This is a genomic window from Vreelandella indica (assembly GCF_037070225.1).
GTDB classification, from domain to species: domain Bacteria; phylum Pseudomonadota; class Gammaproteobacteria; order Pseudomonadales; family Halomonadaceae; genus Vreelandella; species Vreelandella arctica.
Window position 1 is genome coordinate 1 of sequence record NZ_JBANSO010000017.1, and the last position, 17626, is coordinate 17626.

Sequence of the window (17626 nt, forward strand, 5' to 3'; positions counted from 1 at the left end):
GCACGGCGCTCACCGACTCAATCTGAAAGGGGAATCACTGAGAAAAACCAACGCACAAAAAACGGAATCGGTTGACCCATCGTGACCGCTCAGCGTACAAAACTCTCTCCAGCGTGAAGGCTGTGTGCAAATCGGTCACGATCACCGGAATGACCGGTCACGTTCGCCGGAATACGCATTGGCGCAGCATAGCTTTCGGGAAGGCAATTACAACGGTCGCCATATTGAGAATCCAATAGGCGAACGGGTACCAGATACTCCAGTAAACGCAGCGGAATATCTCTTTGTCGTAGCGACTGTCGATATAGAAGCTGACGGTGAACTGGATGAAGCTAATAGCGATGAGGATGCTGCCAAAATAGGAGAGCAGCGTAGCGGTGATAGGCCACGACATGGGCACAAAGAACTGAGAAACCAGCCAAGCAAAAAGCAAAGTAATCACTGAGTAACACCACACCACACTGACAATGTACTCCAGCATCAGCAGCCAGAAGCGGCGGTTTTTCCAACGAATGGTTTGCGTGAAATAGCGCAGGAACACTTCGCCGCCACCTTGCGCCCAACGCAGCCGCTGCTTAAAAAGCCCGCGTAGCGTTTCCGGCATCAGTACCCAGCACATGGCCCTGGGTTCATAGCGAACTTGGCCGCCTGCCAGCTGTAAGCGCCAGCTGACATCGATGTCTTCGGTGATCATGTCGGTATTCCAGCCACCGACCTCTTCCAGCGCCTTGCGCCGGAACGCACAGATGACCCCTGAGATGGTGAACACCATTCCATAGATGCGTTGTGCGCGTTTGATCAGGCCGATGATGGCGGAGAACTCACCGGTCTGGATCTTGCCAATGGCGGTCGAGCGGGTTCTGACCCGTGGGTTGCCAGTAACCCCACTGACCTTAGGGCTACTGAGGAAGTGGCTGACCATATAGCCAATCGCGTCGTAGTCGAGTATCGCATCGCCATCGATGCCTACAATGATATCGCCGGTGGCGTGGCTCAAGCCGTTGTTCATGGCGCTGGCCTTGCCTTGGTTGGCCTGGTGTAGCACCTTTAAGGCAGGGTATTGAAGCACTAAGGCGTCAAGCCGACTGGCAGTGTCATCTTTGCTGCCATCGTTAATGGCGATAACTTCCATGAACGGGTAATTCTGTTTAAAGAGGTGAAAAATGGTCTCATCCACATTGGCCCCTTCGTTATAGCAGGGCAACAGCACAGTTACCTTCGGGGCATTTTCATCCCACGTGAAGGTGGTGGGCCAGGGCTGCTTGCGCTCCCAATGAACGTAGAAGTAGATGCCCCCGCATATCCATATGGTTGCCATCAGGCTGGGGTAGCCGAGGGTAAAGATGGCTAGGTGGTCGAGTATGTTCATGGGATGGCCCTGAATCGACGTCCGATGGAAAATACCGGTCTCATCACATTGATATCAGGATGGTTTTGATGAAAATCATCCGGGTAGTAGCCAATGTGTTTGATACCTTCTTCGCGCAGTATGCGTACCCACTGGGCTATCTCTGCACTGGGTATGGGGGTTTGGGTATTCCAATCCTGAGCTTGTAGCTCGAACACCAGTTGGTCAGCGCTCACCTGTTCCAGCGAACGCTGGGCTAGGCTTCTTAGCCACTGGTTGGGGTTCTCGGCTCCTTCCATATAGGGCATGGCCATCACGGCAACGAAGTCGTAAGACGAGGCGTAATTCTGCATGTCTTGGGCAAACCAACGCTTGCTGCGCGGCTCCATCACCGTGACGGCATACAGGTTGCGAGCGGTCGTGAATACCTTGTTGTCGGACTGGCGATAGTAGTTAGCTGCTTTCTCCAGCTCTAGCGTGAAATCGGTCAGGTGTTCTCCCTTAAAGCGGGCCCAGGTGGCCAACAAGTTTTCGTCGTTACGAATGGCGTTAATATCGCGGGGTAACGACGCCCGCTCATAGGCGTCCAATGCCGCGGGGCTAGCATCTTCAAAGTCGGTCAAGAAGGCGTCATCGTGGAATAGCAGACCGTCAAACTTGGTTAGGCGGCCAAGGTCTAAGTAGATCTCACGAATGGTGTTGCGGTTCTCAATCACATAGGGAGAGAGTCGGCGGTAGTGGTCTGGAGATTCATTGCCGGTTCTTACATCGGTGACGTATTGATAACCATCCCCCAGATCAAACGACAGTACCGGCATCCATGCGTACACCTTCACATTGGCACGTTTCTTTAACTGCCAAGCAACCCGGTTGAAGAGGTCGGCTCTGACCGGTAAGTGGCGGTTGGGAAAGTAAAGTTCATCGGCTACGCCGTCGCCATCCGGGTCTGCATAGGCCTGAAGGTAAACGGTGCTAACGCCGTACCGAGAAATGCGCTCAATCAACCGGTCCAGGTTTTGTTCTTGCTGAATGGGATCTGGGTCAAATACGTAATCCAAGTCAACGTGCACGATACGCAGATCGTCATTATCCCAAACGCGGTTAGAGAGAATCTCCTCAATTGTTTCCAAGGTGGTTTCCTGGTCAATCAGGTAGCGGTTAATGCTGCGCATGGGGTCATTAAGCTGGTTGGGCTCACCGAGTAGGCTGAAGGTGTACTTCATGCCATATTCGGAGGCGATATTGAGCGTCGCTTCACTGTAAGCGCCGTAGGGCCATACCATCACGCGCGGACTCTTGCCTATTTTTTCTTGGAATTGCTGCTGCGTCCGTGCCATATCATTGCGTATGCGTTCGATGTAGTCCGCTTCGCTTTCATAACCATTGCCCGCGTTCCAAATGCTAGTCACCGCAGCTGCTTGCTCATTGCCCATCGGATTACCGACAGCGCCGTAGTGAAGGTTGTAAGTGTGGGATGCAATTTCTACCAGCGGCGATTCATCTAGGGTTTTAACTTGTTCCCAGGAAAGAAAACGTTCGCGGGGGAGGGTGATTTTGCCGTAGGGCACTCGTCCGCCTGCTGGAACATCCAGCCAACTGCCTACCACTGCCTGCACCGCAGGGAAGTCGTATAGCTTGAGCAGCGGGAAAACAATATCGTAGAAGCTGCGATAACCGTCATCGAACGTCAGCAGCACCGCTTTTTCAGGCAGGGGTTGCCCGCCCGCTTTGGCATCGATGATCTGCTGTAAACTCACTGGCTGATAGCCGCCTAAGGCAATCAGGTTGAAGTGTTCGACTAGTCGGCCACGCGTAATCGTCTGTGAATAAATATCTAGATCGGGCGTGACCGTGGAGTCCACGACATCGTGGTAGCTGATCACCACATAATCATCCGCTGAGCGTGCGGCTTGAGCCTGCTGAATATTGACGATAACAAGCAGAACCGCGCTCATCATAATGACGCGCCAGAGTGTCATAGGAATCTCCATACAAAACCGGCTGAAATAACGTTGTCGTATTCAGGAACGCCGTCGTAGACGGCTCTTTCGCGGGCGATGCCGTATTCAAAGTTCACGTTGGGGGCTAACTCCCAGCTATGTTGGTAACCAATTGACCAAGTGTTTTCGCTGTCAAAATCTTCTTGCCAGTAGCGGCCTGAACCTAGGGAAACGGTTTGAATAAAGGACTGCCGGTAATCGATCGGGATCTCATAATTAACTGACAGGACGCCTGCTAAACTGGCATCGCGCTCTGGATTGTAATAGCTGGCTTCAACGTCATCGTTGCGTGATGCAGAAGCTTGAACCCCGCCATTAACCTGCCAGCGGTCCAGGTGGTAGAGCGTTTGGTTCCAGTATCCGAAAACGGATTGCCGAAGGTTGCTATCGTCGAAATCCGTGGCCATGACGCCGAGCGCACCTGCGCCGCGCTCATCTTTTCGATAGGCCACTTCAGCCCGGTAGCGGTCGGCATTGATACCGTCCCGCAGCGCCCGCAGTGGTGTATCGGTGGTGTTGATTTCGACACCCAGCGTCGTGGTGATGTGGTCTGTTGGGGCGTACTGCAGTTCGGCGAGCGCCAGGAAGTCCTCGTTAAGCTGAGACCCATGGCCTGCCGCCAGCGTTACCGTGGCGGGGTGTAGGTTCCATTCATAGCCCGCCACGTTGTAAGAAGCATAAAGATCCTCATCTTCAAACTCCCCATACTGACCAATGCGCTGAGCAAAAGGGCGGGAACCGTTGTCATTACGCGGCCCTTCCAAAAGTACTTCATAGCGCCACTCACGAGATGCCTGCGTGCCGCTACCTTGGCCTTTGCTACGCTCAACGGTGGAGCTTAGTTGCGGTGCACGCTGTTCTCGCCACTCGCGGGCCATATCGTCCCGTGATGCGCTTGGTCGTGCGGTTGCAATTTCGGTAGCGATCTCGCTGGTCGTGCCTTTCCATTGGCCACGCTGTAACCGCGAAAGCAATACGCCATGCTCGGCGGCTTCTTGCCGATCAGGAGGCAATAAGGGCATTGCTTGCTGATAAGACTCCTCGGCCTTTCTTGGCAAGCCTCTGTCGCGTTCGATATCACCTTTGATGATCCATAAGTAAGGGTCAGCTGGCGCTTGAGCTTGATACGCGGCAAGGCGTTCGCTGGCCTCAGCTTCACGGCCGCGCCAGGCATCAAGTAGCACCTCTAACAGTAATACTTTCTGGTAGTTGGGGTTTTCGATACGAACGGTTTGAGTGAAGTCCAAGCGCTGCTCGGGCTCACTGGCACGCCACTGTTCTAGCAACTTATCCGCATCACGAAAGCGCTGGGCGTCGGTATAGCTGTAGAACAACCCTTCATTAAGCGGGTCGTCAGGGTTTGTGGCCTGCTTGGGAGATTGCCGAATCAGGTTTTCATAAAGCGTGATGGCCTCTTCTGGGCGGCCCATACCATTAAGCGCATGGGCTCTGGCGCGAGCAACGTAGCTGGGTAGCTGGCCGTGTTGATTCTCTAGTCTCACCGCCAGCGCTTCAGCTTCAGAGAAGCGCCTTAATTCAGCTAGAGCCACTACCTTGTCGTATTCGGCAATGGTAATGAGCTCCTGAGGGGCATTCGGTGCGCTCAGAACATTATTCAGCTGCTCTAGGCCGCTGCGGGTTCTTGAGGGTTGGTCGGTGTGAATACCCAGGCGTATATCGGTTACCCCTTCATAATAAGTAAGCCATAGGCGGTCACTATCGCTGAAAACCTCGGGGTTCGTTTCCATAATACGGCGTGCTGCAGAGCTAGCACCCAAGCCTACCGCCAGCCGATAAAGGGCATTTAACTCACTCGTATTACTGGGGTCTTCCGCGATTAAGGATTGGCGGGCATCCAGTTCTTGCGTGGCATTGGCGGTTCGTGCTGCTAAGTAGCCCCTTGCCTCAAGGCCTGCCGTCGTTGTACCCGCTACTTGGTTGTATTGCTGTAGAGAGATATCCGCCAAGGTATAATTTTCCATATCCGTATGGACTAACGCCTGTCCTAGCCATCCCTGAGCGTTGGAAGGATCACGGTAGGTGAGCGCTCGAAACAGTTCCAGCGCCTGATCGTAATCACCTGCACTGCGTGCCGCCCCTGCTAGGTTGGCGAGTTCTGAATCGCTGTAATTTTCTGTTAGACACCAATCGCAAACGGCGAGTGCTTCCTGATGGCGCCCGGCTCGCACCAGCAGTGCTACCAAATCCTCACGAACACGAATATCGCGTGTTTGGTAATAAAGCGTTTTTAAACCGTCGATTGATGTTTCCAGAGCTCCCTGGCGTGCTTGGATAACTAATGCTTCGCGTTGCGCATCGGTCGTCGTTTGCCCATACGCTACGCCCGATGTTAAGCAGGCGAGCAGGCAAATCGGCAGTAGGGAGCTAGGACGATTTTGCATGGTGATACTCCTACCCAGAAAGCTAATGACCACAGATTTGTAATCAAATGTATATTTCTAGTGTATAGGAGTATCTTTAAGTAAATATTGGAATAAAACGTGAACTTGAAGAGGGATATCATCAGCCAAACAGCTGATAAAATTCATCAGACCCCTATGAGAGCGGCACTTATAGGGGGATTAAAGAGATGGATATCTTTCTCTAAGAGATTTTTTTTGGTTCTTAAAATAGTGCTAGTCACTTTTAAGCTATTTTGTGGTGATGAGTTTTCCGACAGCTGATGCATCAGAAAATTCTTTTTTATTTACACAATGTTACAAATTTAGAAGGAGCTGTGATAATGGCTGTTTCTCATCAGGGAGCTTGTCTCTGCGGCGCTGTTAGCGTCACTGTTACCACCAAAAGCAACCATGTCGGCGTTTGTCACTGCTCGATGTGTCGAAAGTGGGGAGGTGGCCCGATGTTTGCCGTTGACTTTGCAGGGGATGTGGATTTTAAAGGCGCAGAGCACATAGCGACGTTCAATTCATCAGATTGGGCTGAGCGTGGTTTTTGTCGGCAGTGCGGTACGCACCTGTTTTATCGGTTAAAGCAGAATGGGCACTACGCGCTTCCCGTTGGCCTTCTGGATAGCACTGATGCGTGGAAAATAACCGAGCAGATATTTATAGAGCAAAAACCTACTTACTACTCTTTGGCGGAAAAAACCAAGCAGCTAACCGGTAAAGAAGCATTTGCGCAGTACGACCAGCAATAACTTTGGTTGAGGCAGTAACCTTTGATGAATAAGGCGCTTTATTGAGCTTCTTTGTTCTCCCGTGCTGCCTCTAGCTGCTCAATCATGCGACGCGCTGCGTTGGAAAGCGTCCGGTTGGTATGCACCAAATACCCTAGCGGGCGATGGATAGGGGGAGTATCGACGTTAAGCTCTACTAGCTCACTATCGACCATCTTTTCCGGTAGTAGGCTCCAGCCTAAGCCTACGCTGCACATCATCTTGAGCGTTTCTAAATAGTTGGTTGCCATGCTGACCGGCAGTTTTAACCCTGCTTCAGTGAAGCGCTGTGCAATCAACGAACCGGTAAACGTTTTGGCCCCTGGCATCACACAATTAAAATTACACAACGCGGAAAGCGATAACGTTTCTTGGTGAGTGTAAGGGTGAGTGTAAGGGTGAGTGTGAGAGCGAGCTTGGGGTTTGGCATGAGAGGCGAGTGGATGGTCAATAGCACAGGTAAAACAGAGCCGATCACGCCACAGTTCAATAACCTGTAGCTGCTCATGAGGGTGGGGCGCCAGTGTTACCACCGCCATTTCCAGTGTGCCATCCAAGACGCCTTGGTAAGCCTGCTCTGAATCCAAAAAGTGAAGATCGAGTTCTACTTCCGGATGGCGTTGGGTGTACTGCTTTAAGAGCGGTGGTAAGCGGTGCAGGCCAATGTGGTGGCTGGTAGCCAGGGTTAATTTACCGCCAACTTGGCCCGAAAGATTCGCCAGGGCGCGGCGGCTATCTTCCACGGTCAACAGAATGCGCCGCGCTTGGGGTAGCAGAACATTACCGGCTTCGGTTAGCGCGATGCGCCGACCAATGCGATCAAACAGCCGAGTGCCCACCTGGGATTCCAGAGTAGCAATGCGTTTGCTGATGGCCGGCTGGGTAAGGTGAAGCTGCTCCGCGGCACGTGAGAAGCTTTGGGTATCGGCCACGGCCATAAATGCTTGGAGGCTTTGAGTATCCACTGAGGCTCTCTGATCAGGTATTCCAATATGGAATCTAAACTATGAATAACATGAATTGCTTTTATGCGCGAGTCGCGTGACACTCTTGCTATCGCCATATAAGCAGCACACAGAGGCTGCCATACCGAACTAGCAGGGCACTGCCCGGGAGAGCCACATGTCAGGCCAAACGCTTTACGACAAACTTTGGAATCAGCACTTGGTGAAACAGCGCGATGACGGCACCGCGTTAATCTACATTGATCGCCAATTGCTTCATGAAGTGACTTCGCCCCAGGCGTTTGAAGGGCTTCGCCTGGCAAACCGTAAGCCGTGGCGCCTGGATGCCAACTTGGCAACACCAGACCACAATGTGCCCACTACGGTTAAAGAGCGCGCTGAAGGCAACAGCGGCATCAAAGATCCGGTATCGCTGATTCAGGTACAGACCCTGGACGACAACTGCCTTGAGTACGGCATTGAAGAGTTCAAAATCAACGACCCGCGCCAGGGCATTGTGCACGTGGTGGGCCCCGAGCAGGGTGCAACACTGCCGGGCATGACCGTAGTGTGCGGCGACTCCCACACCGCGACTCACGGTGCCTTTGGCGCTTTGGCCCACGGTATCGGCACCTCGGAAGTCGAGCACGTCATGGCGACCCAGTGCCTGTTGGCGCAAAAAATGAAGAATATGCAGGTACGTGTGGAAGGCGAGCTGGGCCTCGGCGTGACGGCCAAAGATGTGGTGCTGGCGATTATCGGCAAGATTGGCACCGCTGGCGGCACCGGCTACGCCATTGAGTTTGCCGGCAGCGCAATTGCCTCGCTCTCCATGGAAGGCCGCATGACAGTGTGCAACATGGCTATCGAAGCAGGTGCTCGGGTAGGTTTGATTGCCGTGGACGACACCACCATTGATTACCTTGGCAAGCGCCCCTTCGCGCCGACTGCTGAGCAGTGGGAAGCCGCCGTGGCAGACTGGCGCAATCTGGTGTCTGACGACGATGCGCAGTTCGATAAAGTGGTTACTTTGCAGGCTGAAGAGATCGAGCCGCAGGTTAGTTGGGGCACCAGCCCAGAAATGGTCACCGGTATCTCAGGCCAAGTGCCTGATCCGCTCGCAGCGCTGGATGAAACCGTGCAGCGCAGTCATACCCGCGCGCTGGAATATATGGGTCTTCAGGCCAACCAGAAAATCACCGATATCAAGCTGGATAAAATCTTTATCGGCTCTTGCACTAACTCGCGTATCGAAGATTTGCGTGAAGCCGCCAAAGTCGCCAAGGGCAATAAAGTGGCTGATTCGATCAAGCTGGCCATGGTGGTGCCGGGTTCTGGCTTGGTGAAACGTCAGGCGGAAGCGGAAGGTTTGGATAAAATTTTCATTGAAGCAGGTTTTGAGTGGCGTGAGCCGGGCTGCTCGATGTGTTTGGCCATGAACGCGGATAAGTTGGGCGCGGGTGAACACTGCGCCTCTACTTCCAACCGCAATTTTGAAGGGCGCCAGGGCTATGGCGGCCGCACGCACTTGGTCAGCCCCGCCATGGCAGCGGCAGCGGCGATCGCCGGTCACTTTGTTGACGTTCGCAGCTTACCCGCTAACGATGCCACTCACGCTCAGGAGGCCTAAGCCATGAAAAAGTTTGAACGTTTTGAAGGCGTGGTAGCGCCCCTTGATCGCGCTAACGTCGACACCGATTTGATTATCCCCAAGCAGTTTTTGAAGTCGATCAAGCGTACCGGCTTTGGCGTTAACTTGTTTGATGAACTGCGCTACCTGGATGAAGGTCAGCCGGGCCAGGACTGCTCGCAGCGTCCGCTGAACCCAGATTTCGTCTTGAATCAGCCGCGCTTTAAAGGCGCTGAAGTATTGCTGGCGCGGCGCAATTTTGGTTGCGGTAGCTCTCGTGAACACGCGCCGTGGGCGCTGGAAGATTTCGGTTTCAAAGTGGTGATTGCCCCCAGCTTTGCCGATATCTTCTACAACAACTCATTCAAAAACGGCATTCTGCTAATCACTTTCCCAGAAGACGTAGTAGATCGCCTGTTTGCCGAAGTGGACGCCAATGAAGGCTACCAGTTGGATGTCGATCTGGAGCATCAGCGCGTCATTACCCCCAGCGGCGAGATTTTAGAGTTTGAAGTGGATGAGTTCCGCAAACACTGCCTGTTGGAAGGGTTGGACGATATTGGCTTGACGCTAAAAGACGAAGACGCCATTCGCGCCTTTGAGCAGAAACATAAAGCCGCGCGCCCCTGGTTATTCCGGCAGTCTGCGTAAGTATTTTTGAGATCTCGCAATGCGTAGGCAAGGGCAGGTCGACGCGAGGGTCTTTCGCCAAGGATGGCGAAAGTAGCGCCCAGGGATGGGTTTACAGCGCCCTCGCAGAGGCCTGCCGTTGACCCTAAGTTATTTAGTTGTAAGTGCTAAGGATTCAGCATGACTCATAAGGTTTTATTGTTACCGGGCGACGGTATTGGCCCCGAGATTGCGGCCCAGGCGGCACGCTTGTTAAAAGCTTGCCAAGAAGCGGGTTTGGATATTGAAGTGGAAGAGGGCTTGGTGGGTGGCTCTGCCTACGATGTCCACGGTGAGCCGCTGCCCGCGGAAACTCTGGAAAAAGCCAAAGCGGCCAGCGCTATTTTGCTGGGTGCGGTGGGTGGCCCCAAGTGGGATAAAATCGAAGATCTTTCCAAGCGTCCTGAAAAAGGGCTGTTGGGCCTGCGTAAAAACCTGGGTTTATTCGGTAATTTGCGCCCAGCTATGCTTTATCCGCAGCTCGCCAGCGCTTCAAGCCTCAAGCCTGAGTTGGTCGCCGGGCTGGATATTATGATCGTTCGCGAGCTGACAGGCGGGATCTACTTCGGCCAACCCCGCGGCATTGAAGTCCGTAATGGCGAGCGCGTAGGTTTTAACACCTATATTTATTCTGAAAGCGAAATCGAGCGCATTGGCCGTGTCGCGTTTGAAATGGCTCAGAAGCGTGGCAAGAAGCTTTGCTCAGTTGATAAAGCCAATGTGCTGGAAGTCACCATTCTATGGCGGGAAGTCATGGAGCGTTTGGCGCCGGAGTATCCGGACGTAGAGCTTACCCACATGTATGTGGATAACGCCGCTATGCAGCTAGTACGTGCCCCGAAGCAGTTTGACGTGGTGGTCACCGGCAATATGTTTGGCGATATTCTCTCTGATGCCGCCGCTATGCTCACCGGTTCTATCGGCATGCTGCCTTCAGCATCGCTCAATGAAAGTGGGCAGGGAATGTATGAGCCGTGCCACGGCAGCGCGCCGGATATCGCGGGTCAGAACGTAGCAAATCCCTTAGCCATGATGCTTTCAGTGGCCATGATGTTGCGCTACTCACTGAATGAGAATGCTCTGGCGGAGCGTATTGAAGCCGCTGTGGGCAGCGTATTGGATGATGGCCTGCGCACGGCGGATATTGCCTCAGAAGGCATGCAGACCATCGGCACCGATGCCATGGGTGATGCAGTGTTGGCGGCGTTTGCTAAGCAGTAAGTGACGTTGGCTGGGCTATCCCGGCGATAGGCCTACGAGGGGGCGCTGTGAACCCCTCCATGGGCGCTACATTTGCCATCCATGGCAAATGACCCCCTCTACGACCTATCCCCGGCGCCCTGGATTACGCAGTCGTTATTACACCACTGGTCAATGTGGTTTCAAAAATCAGCGTAAAGAAGTGTGTATAATATAGAGACTCATTCTTTGCAGGAGGACTTCATATGTTGAAAGTCGGTTTCGTGGGATGGCGCGGTATGGTGGGCTCTGTACTTATGCAGCGCATGCTGGACGATGGTGATTTTAACGGCATTGAGCCGGTGTTCTTCACCACCTCCCAGGTTGGCCAGCCCGGCCCCGATATCGGTGTGGATGTGCCTCCGCTTAAAGACGCCTTCGATATTGAAGCGCTCAAAGCGCTGGATGTTATTGTCACCTGCCAGGGCGGTGACTACACCAAGCCAGTCTACAAAGATCTGCGTAACGCAGGCTGGAAAGGCTACTGGATTGACGCCGCTAGCACTCTGCGTATGGAAGATGAGGCGACGATCGTGCTGGATCCGGTTAACCGCAAGGTTATCGATGACCAGCTATCCAAGGGCGCCAAAACATTTGTGGGCGGGAACTGTACTGTAAGCTTGATGTTGATGGGCTTGGGCGGATTGTTTGAAGCCGATATGGTTGAATGGATGACCTCCATGACCTATCAGGCGGCTTCTGGCTCAGGCGCTAAGCACATGCGCGAGCTGCTCAACCAAATGGGGCAGTTACACGACAGTGTTGGTGAAGAGCTGAAGGATACCTCCAGTGCGATTCTGGATATCGATCGCAAGGTAACCGCCGCAATGCGCGGTGGCAATTTCCCGATCGATAACTTCGCCGCACCATTGGCAGGTAGCCTGCTACCGTGGATCGATAGCAAGCTGGAAAGCGGTCAGAGCCGTGAAGAGTGGAAGGCCAGTGTTGAGACCAATAAAATTCTTGGCCTCGGCAACAATCCGATCCCCATCGATGGCCTATGTGTTCGTATTGGCGCAATGCGCTCACACAGCCAGGCGTTCACCATCAAGCTGAAGCACGATGTGCCGTTGGATGAGATCGAAGATCGCATTGCCAAGCACAACGAATGGGTCAAGCTGATCCCGAACGACAAGGATGCGACCATTGCTGGCCTAACACCTGCCGTTGCCACTGGTACGCTACAGGTGCCGGTTGGCCGCCTACGTAAGCTGCAAATGGGGGGTGAATACCTCTCCGCGTTCAGCGTCGGTGACCAACTGCTGTGGGGCGCAGCAGAGCCCCTTAAGCGGATGCTGAAGATTCTGCGGGAACAGTAATTGTTCGCTGTTATACGCTAGTCGAAGACGGGAAGCTGGTTGCAGCTTCCCGTTTTTTTACGCTGCTATTAATCACGGTAGTGGGAAATACGGCTTTATTTCGTTAAGTTATGATAAAAAAGACGTAATACAATAAGCTTGTATCCATGGTAAAAAAGTAAGTAGGCGATCAGGGATCATTCATGAAAAAGACACTGACATGGATTACATGGCTCTCATTGAGTGCAGTGAGTCCTTTTGCACTAGCCGTTGGGCTGGGGCAGGCGAGTGTCGGCTCGTATCTGAATGCGCCTCTAAATGCTTCCATTCCATTGTTGGAAAGCAGTGACTACGCTCTTGACGATATCCGAGTCAGCGTTGCCGAGCCGGAAGATTTTGCCGCGGCGGGCCTTGAATGGACGCCTCTAGCTGCAAGTGTTCGTGCCCAGATTGTAGAGCAGCAAGGGCAACGACAAGTGCGTTTAAGCTCCGGTCAAACGATGCAGGAGCCTTGGCTTGACCTGCTGCTGGCGGTTGAGTTTCCGGGCGGCCAACAATTTCGTGACATCACCTTGCTGTTTGATCCCCAGGGCTATTCGCAGCAAGGGCAGGCCCAAAGCGCTGCTCCCAACGCTGCGCCAACAACGAGTAACGCAGCGACTCCTCCGGTGGCTGAAGCCAGATCAGCGGCGCCACCCGTGGTAAGCGAGCGTGGAAATGGCAGCAGCAGCGCGTATGTGGGTAGCGGCGATACACTATGGGGCGTCGCAGAGCGCGTTAAACCCCCTCAAGCTAGCGTTCAGCAGATGATGGTGGCGCTACTGGAAGCCAATCCAGACGTCTTTCCTAGCGGCAATATAAATGATATGCGTGCAGGCCAAACGCTGAGTGTCCCTGATGCTGAGCGAATTTTGGCGCGCTCCCATCTTGATGCTGACGCCGCTATAAAAGCGATGAATGAAGCCTGGCGCGCTCGCCGCAACGGCTCATTGGAGACAGTGCCGTTACCTGACGTTGAAGAGGATGCGGTTTCAAACATTGCTATAGCTGCTGGCCAAACCCTTGAGTCTACTGGTGCAGCTGAGCCAGACAGCGCGCTTGCCGCGGGTGGCGCTGAACAAAATGAGCGAGAAGCAAACGAGCCCGCAGTAAACGACCCCGCAGTAAATGACCCCGCATTAAATGACCAAGCTGCACTGGAAGAGGCTGCCGACGAGCCCGAGGCGCTAACCCGGGCAGAATTAACCGAGCAGCTGCGCCTAAGCCAAGCGACGCTTCAGCAGGTAATGGAAGAGCGCGCGTTAATGCGTGCCGAGCTTAATGCGCTGCGTAGTGAAGTGGCCTCGCTAACTCAGGCGTTGAGCGATGCGTTGGCTGCTCAAGAGCAGTCACCCGAACCACTCATTGCCAGCATGGATGAGATGGGCAGCCCGGGAGTGGCTGCCTTAGTTGAGCGTTATCAGTGGCCGCTCGCGTTAGCTGCCATCGCGCTGCTTCTGGGAGTATTGGTGTGGTTACGCAGGCGACGTGAAGAGACCTGGGACGATGTCCCTGAGCCAGTAACAAAGCCAACAGTCACGCCTGGTGCAGCGCCTAAAGCAGCCTCTAAGACAGCGCAGATGCCTGAGGCTGTTCCTGTTGCGTACCCAATCCAGGCGAATGATGACGACGTGGAAGAGCCACATCAACAAAGCGAGCCACAGGTCGCCATCGAAGACGAACCCGAGATTTCTTACACCAGCGCAGCGTCAACGGCGAACTCCGATCAGTGGTTAATTGATGAGCAAGCGCAAACGCCCGAGCAAGATGACACGCTTCGCTATGAAAACAGTTATGAAACAAATTATGAAAATAGCTATGAGAATAGTTATGAAAAAAGCCAGGCATCCGGGTTGGCTGAGCAAGGACGTCAGCGTCGCTTAGGTCTGCATGTTGCCCCCGATAACGGTTCTGATCACTTGTCATTAGCGCCGCCACTAAGCCCAGCGCCCATGCGTTTGTTGCTGGCTTCTCTCAGTGCTGACTTAAAATCGGCTGAGCCAGCGGCACCTGTTGATCATGTACAGCCAACCGAACGCGCCCCCAAAGGGTCTGAGGATGCCGGGCATCGCTTTATCGATTATCACCCGCCCACTTTAATGAACACGCCAAGTAGCCAAGAAGGCCTGCGCACCGAAACCCCAATGCAGCCTACGGTAGAGTTCGCCAGTCAGCCTGACGCCGAAACTGTTTCCCCTGCAAAACAACCGCATCGGCCGATTGAAGAGGAGTGGGAAATTGAAGAGGTAGCATTCAAGCCGCGAGGCCTGGATAATAGCGAACCTTCAAAATCTTCAAAATGATGTGGCTTGATGACGCTGTTCTATCACTTCGATGAGAAAATTCCGCTTACGGGTCGTTTGGCGATGGGTATCGAGTACGACGGTACCCATTACTGCGGCTTTCAGCGCCTTAAGCACGCCGCCTCTGTCCAGGCTTCGTTAGAGGCTGCATTGTCCAAGGTGGCCAATGAGCCTATTCAGGTGAATGCCAGCGGCCGCACCGATTCGGGAGTGCATGCAACGCGCCAAATCGTGCATTTTGACCCCACCGCGGGGCGTTCTGAGAAAGCCTGGATTTTTGGTGCCAACACCCAGTTACCTCGCGACATAGCCGTGCGCTGGGTGAAACCAGTGGGCGACGACTTTCATTCACGCCTGTGCGCCCTGGGGCGCCGCTACCGATACGTCTTGCTGAACCAGATTAGCCGCCCCGTACTGGAGCGCGCCAATGTGACCTGGTGCCGAGATCCGTTAGACGCCGATGCCATGCATCGAGCCGCTCAGGCGCTGGTAGGGGAGCACGATTTTTCGAGCTTCCGTGCCGCTGGCTGTCAATCAAAAACCCCCTGGCGGCATATGCACTTTGTCGACGTAAAGCGCTACGGCCAGCTAGTCATGATTGATATTCAAGGAAATGCGTTCCTGCACCATATGATCCGCAATATTGCCGGTGCGCTGGTGAGCGTTGGCCGCGGTGCTCAAAAAGAAGCCTATATTGGTGAACTTTTAGCGCTTCAAAACCGTCGCAAAGGCGATGTCACGGCGCCCGCCTGCGGGCTGCATTTTGTTGATTCGGTGTACGATGAGCGCTTTGATTTGCCTAAGGAGCCTTTAGGGCCGCAATTACTCGCATTTACCGGCGAGTGGACAGGCGAGCGCGAGCTCCCTGATACGCCCCGGGTCGCCTATCGTCGCAACCGTTCGCTTAGCAATACGGCAATTAACCCTGAACAGGAGGCGTCTATATGAGTACGTTGCCGTTACTCCGTACGCGCATTAAGTTCTGTGGTTTCACCCGCGGCGAGGATATTGATCGTGCCGTGGCGCTAGGGGTGGATGCCTTAGGTTTTGTGATGTGGCCGAGCAGTGCCCGTAGTGTGGATGTCGAGCAACTGGCGGTGCTTTCAGCGCGCGTGCCAGCATTTGTGACCCGCGTAGGGCTGTTTGTAGATCAGGATGATGAGCTGATTGAGCGCTGTCTGCCCTATTTAGATATGCTCCAGTTTCATGGCAGCGAAACACCCGACGCCTGCCAGCGCTATTCGCTTCCGTGGATGAAAGCGCTACGCATGCGCGATGAAATAGATTTAGCGCATGAAGCTGAACGCTATCATGGGGCTCAGGCGTTGCTGTTAGATGCTTACCGGCCGGGAGTGCCGGGGGGCACAGGGGAGACCTTTGATTGGTCGAGAATCCCCGCAAATCTAGCAAAACCTGTTATCCTCGCCGGTGGGTTGAGTGCTGATAATATCGCTGACGCTGTGCGCCAAGTAGCGCCTTATGCAGTGGATGTATCCGGCGGTATTGAAGCCTCCCACGGCTGTAAAGATGCCGATAAGATGGCGTCTTTCGTTCGTCATGTGGCATTAGCCGACGCCTGTTAGCGCTCTTTGCGCACGTTTAGATAGACGCAGTTCATGTATGTTGCCTATGGGTATTTTATCGAGCTACGTTGTTAAGTTGATTCATTTATTGGTTGCCTGTTCTGGCGATCTTGTGAGGTGTCTCTGTGACCGCTTCTGAAACCGTTTCTAACACTGTACTGAAAACAAAGTTCAGTGACCTGACCCGAATGCCGGATGCCCGTGGTCATTTTGGCCCCTACGGCGGTCGGTTTGTGTCAGAAACCCTCAGCTTTGCTTTGGAAGAGCTGGAAAAAACATATTTCAGCTTACGTGATGACCCCGACTTCCAAGCTGAGTTTGACTATGATCTTGCCCACTATGTGGGGCGCCCGTCGCCGCTTTATCATGCCAAACGCTGGTCGGAAAGCCTTGGTGGCGCACAGATTTGGCTGAAGCGGGAAGACCTGAATCACACCGGCGCTCATAAGGTCAACAACACCATCGGCCAGGCGCTACTGGCAAAGAAAACCGGTAAGCCGCGCATTATTGCTGAAACGGGGGCGGGCCAGCATGGCGTTGCCTCCGCTACTGTTGCTGCTCGCCTTGGGCTTGAGTGCGATATTTATATGGGGGCGGAAGACGTCCAACGTCAGAAGCTAAACGTCTATCGTATGCGCTTACTGGGCGCACGGGTGATTCCGGTAGAGTCCGGTACGCGTACGCTTAAAGATGCCATGAACGAAGCGCTGCGTGACTGGGTCACCAACGTTGATAACACTTTCTATATCATCGGTACCGTGGCTGGCCCACACCCTTATCCGCTGCTCGTACGTGATTTTAACGCGGTCGTGGGCCGTGAAGCGCGTCGCCAGTCGTTGGAGCAGATCGGCCGTTTGCCAGATGCGCTGATTGCCTGTGTTGGGGGCGGCTCGAATGCCCTGGGGCTGTTCTATCCGTTCGTTGAAGATGATGACGTTGCTATGTACGGCGTAGAAGCCGGTGGCGATGGGGTTGAAACGGGCCGCCACGCGGCACCGCTGGCGTCCAACGCCCCGCGCGGTGTGCTACACGGTAACCGCACCTATTTAATGTCCGATGAAGCGGGTCAGGTGTCAGACACACACTCCATTTCAGCCGGCCTGGATTACCCGGGCGTAGGTCCGGAGCACGCCCTGTGGAAGGATGTTGGCCGTGTTAAATATGTGGTGGCTAAGGACAACGAAGTGCTGGAAGCGTTTCGTGAGTTAACGCATATGGAAGGTATTATGCCTGCTCTTGAGTCGGCTCATGCGCTGGCCCATGCCAAGGTATTGGCGCCTACCATGCGACCTGACCAACATATCGTGGTCAACCTTTCTGGGCGTGGCGACAAAGACATCATGACCGTTGCTAAGATTGATGGCATCGAATTTTAAGGTCAGCTTTTTTAAGGGC

At 53.9% G+C, this 17626-nt stretch carries 13 protein-coding genes; 9 read left to right on the plus strand and 4 right to left on the minus strand.

Going from position 1 to position 17626, the window contains the following annotated elements:
* Positions 1-157: 157 nt before the first annotated feature.
* Genes pgaC through pgaA form a run of 3 tightly spaced genes read right to left on the minus strand, consistent with a single transcriptional unit; the run spans position 158 to position 5750 of the window.
* Entirely contained in the window at positions 158-1369 is a 1212-nt protein-coding gene (gene pgaC, locus V8L71_RS12685) for a poly-beta-1,6-N-acetyl-D-glucosamine synthase (RefSeq protein WP_336274346.1), read from the minus strand.
* Positions 1366-3327, minus strand: coding sequence for a poly-beta-1,6-N-acetyl-D-glucosamine N-deacetylase PgaB (gene pgaB, locus V8L71_RS12690; RefSeq protein ID WP_336274347.1), 1962 nt, complete (start codon positions 3325-3327; stop codon positions 1366-1368). Before pgaB ends, pgaC begins: the two co-directional genes overlap by 4 nt.
* A complete protein-coding gene (gene pgaA / locus V8L71_RS12695) occupies positions 3324-5750 on the minus strand; it encodes a poly-beta-1,6 N-acetyl-D-glucosamine export porin PgaA (RefSeq protein WP_336274348.1) in 2427 nt (808 codons plus the stop codon). Before pgaA ends, pgaB begins: the two co-directional genes overlap by 4 nt.
* A 341-nt stretch (positions 5751-6091) precedes the next feature.
* Here pgaA and V8L71_RS12700 point away from each other — a divergent pair, with 341 nt between their 5' ends.
* On the plus strand, positions 6092-6508 hold the full coding sequence (locus V8L71_RS12700) for a GFA family protein (protein WP_336274349.1): 417 nt from the start codon (positions 6092-6094) through the stop codon (positions 6506-6508).
* A 38-nt stretch (positions 6509-6546) separates the two neighbouring features.
* Here the strand turns inward: V8L71_RS12700 and V8L71_RS12705 are convergent, their stop codons facing one another.
* Positions 6547-7491, minus strand: a complete 945-nt coding sequence (locus tag V8L71_RS12705; protein WP_336274350.1) for a LysR family transcriptional regulator — start codon at positions 7489-7491, stop codon at positions 6547-6549.
* A 157-nt stretch (positions 7492-7648) separates the two neighbouring features.
* Here V8L71_RS12705 and leuC point away from each other — a divergent pair, with 157 nt between their 5' ends.
* The 8 genes from leuC to trpB all read left to right on the plus strand — a co-directional run bounded on the left by leuC (position 7649) and on the right by trpB (position 17607).
* Positions 7649-9100: a 3-isopropylmalate dehydratase large subunit gene (leuC, locus tag V8L71_RS12710; RefSeq protein ID WP_336274351.1), complete on the plus strand. Its 1452-nt coding sequence runs from the start codon at positions 7649-7651 to the stop codon at positions 9098-9100.
* Positions 9101-9103: 3 nt separating this feature from the next.
* Positions 9104-9751 carry a 3-isopropylmalate dehydratase small subunit gene (gene leuD, locus V8L71_RS12715; protein WP_336274352.1) on the plus strand — a complete coding sequence of 216 codons (648 nt, stop codon included), beginning with the start codon at positions 9104-9106 and terminating at the stop codon, positions 9749-9751.
* A 159-nt stretch (positions 9752-9910) separates the two neighbouring features.
* Positions 9911-10990: a 3-isopropylmalate dehydrogenase gene (gene leuB / locus V8L71_RS12720; protein ID WP_336274353.1), complete on the plus strand. Its 1080-nt coding sequence runs from the start codon at positions 9911-9913 to the stop codon at positions 10988-10990.
* A gap of 224 nt (positions 10991-11214) precedes the next feature.
* On the plus strand, positions 11215-12327 hold the full coding sequence (asd, locus tag V8L71_RS12725; RefSeq protein WP_336274354.1) for an aspartate-semialdehyde dehydrogenase: 1113 nt from the start codon (positions 11215-11217) through the stop codon (positions 12325-12327).
* 182 nt (positions 12328-12509) lie between these two features.
* Complete coding sequence (locus V8L71_RS12730) at positions 12510-14648, plus strand: type IV pilus assembly protein FimV (RefSeq protein ID WP_336274355.1); 2139 nt, start codon at positions 12510-12512, stop codon at positions 14646-14648.
* A 9-nt stretch (positions 14649-14657) separates the two neighbouring features.
* The gene (gene truA / locus V8L71_RS12735) at positions 14658-15596 is read left to right on the plus strand and encodes a tRNA pseudouridine(38-40) synthase TruA (RefSeq protein WP_336274356.1); all 939 of its coding nucleotides are present in this window, start codon (positions 14658-14660) and stop codon (positions 15594-15596) included.
* On the plus strand, positions 15593-16231 hold the full coding sequence (locus V8L71_RS12740) for a phosphoribosylanthranilate isomerase (protein WP_336274357.1): 639 nt from the start codon (positions 15593-15595) through the stop codon (positions 16229-16231). Before truA ends, V8L71_RS12740 begins: the two co-directional genes overlap by 4 nt.
* Positions 16232-16419: 188 nt before the next feature.
* Positions 16420-17607, plus strand: coding sequence for a tryptophan synthase subunit beta (gene trpB, locus V8L71_RS12745; protein WP_336274374.1), 1188 nt, complete (start codon positions 16420-16422; stop codon positions 17605-17607).
* Positions 17608-17626: the final 19 nt, after the last annotated feature.

Excerpts from the sequence above, each read along its gene's own strand:
- pgaC (WP_336274346.1), bottom strand. The coding sequence starts at position 1,369 with ATGAACATACTCGACCACCTAGCCATCTTTACCCTCGGCTACCCCAGC.
- pgaB (WP_336274347.1), bottom strand. The coding sequence starts at position 3,327 with ATGACACTCTGGCGCGTCATTATGATGAGCGCGGTTCTGCTTGTTATC.
- pgaA (WP_336274348.1), bottom strand. The coding sequence starts at position 5,750 with ATGCAAAATCGTCCTAGCTCCCTACTGCCGATTTGCCTGCTCGCCTGC.
- V8L71_RS12700 (WP_336274349.1), top strand. The coding sequence starts at position 6,092 with ATGGCTGTTTCTCATCAGGGAGCTTGTCTCTGCGGCGCTGTTAGCGTC.
- leuC (WP_336274351.1), top strand. The coding sequence starts at position 7,649 with ATGTCAGGCCAAACGCTTTACGACAAACTTTGGAATCAGCACTTGGTG.
- leuD (WP_336274352.1), top strand. The coding sequence starts at position 9,104 with ATGAAAAAGTTTGAACGTTTTGAAGGCGTGGTAGCGCCCCTTGATCGC.
- leuB (WP_336274353.1), top strand. The coding sequence starts at position 9,911 with ATGACTCATAAGGTTTTATTGTTACCGGGCGACGGTATTGGCCCCGAG.
- asd (WP_336274354.1), top strand. The coding sequence starts at position 11,215 with ATGTTGAAAGTCGGTTTCGTGGGATGGCGCGGTATGGTGGGCTCTGTA.
- V8L71_RS12730 (WP_336274355.1), top strand. The coding sequence starts at position 12,510 with ATGAAAAAGACACTGACATGGATTACATGGCTCTCATTGAGTGCAGTG.
- truA (WP_336274356.1), top strand. The coding sequence starts at position 14,658 with ATGACGCTGTTCTATCACTTCGATGAGAAAATTCCGCTTACGGGTCGT.
- V8L71_RS12740 (WP_336274357.1), top strand. The coding sequence starts at position 15,593 with ATGAGTACGTTGCCGTTACTCCGTACGCGCATTAAGTTCTGTGGTTTC.
- trpB (WP_336274374.1), top strand. The coding sequence starts at position 16,420 with ATGCCGGATGCCCGTGGTCATTTTGGCCCCTACGGCGGTCGGTTTGTG.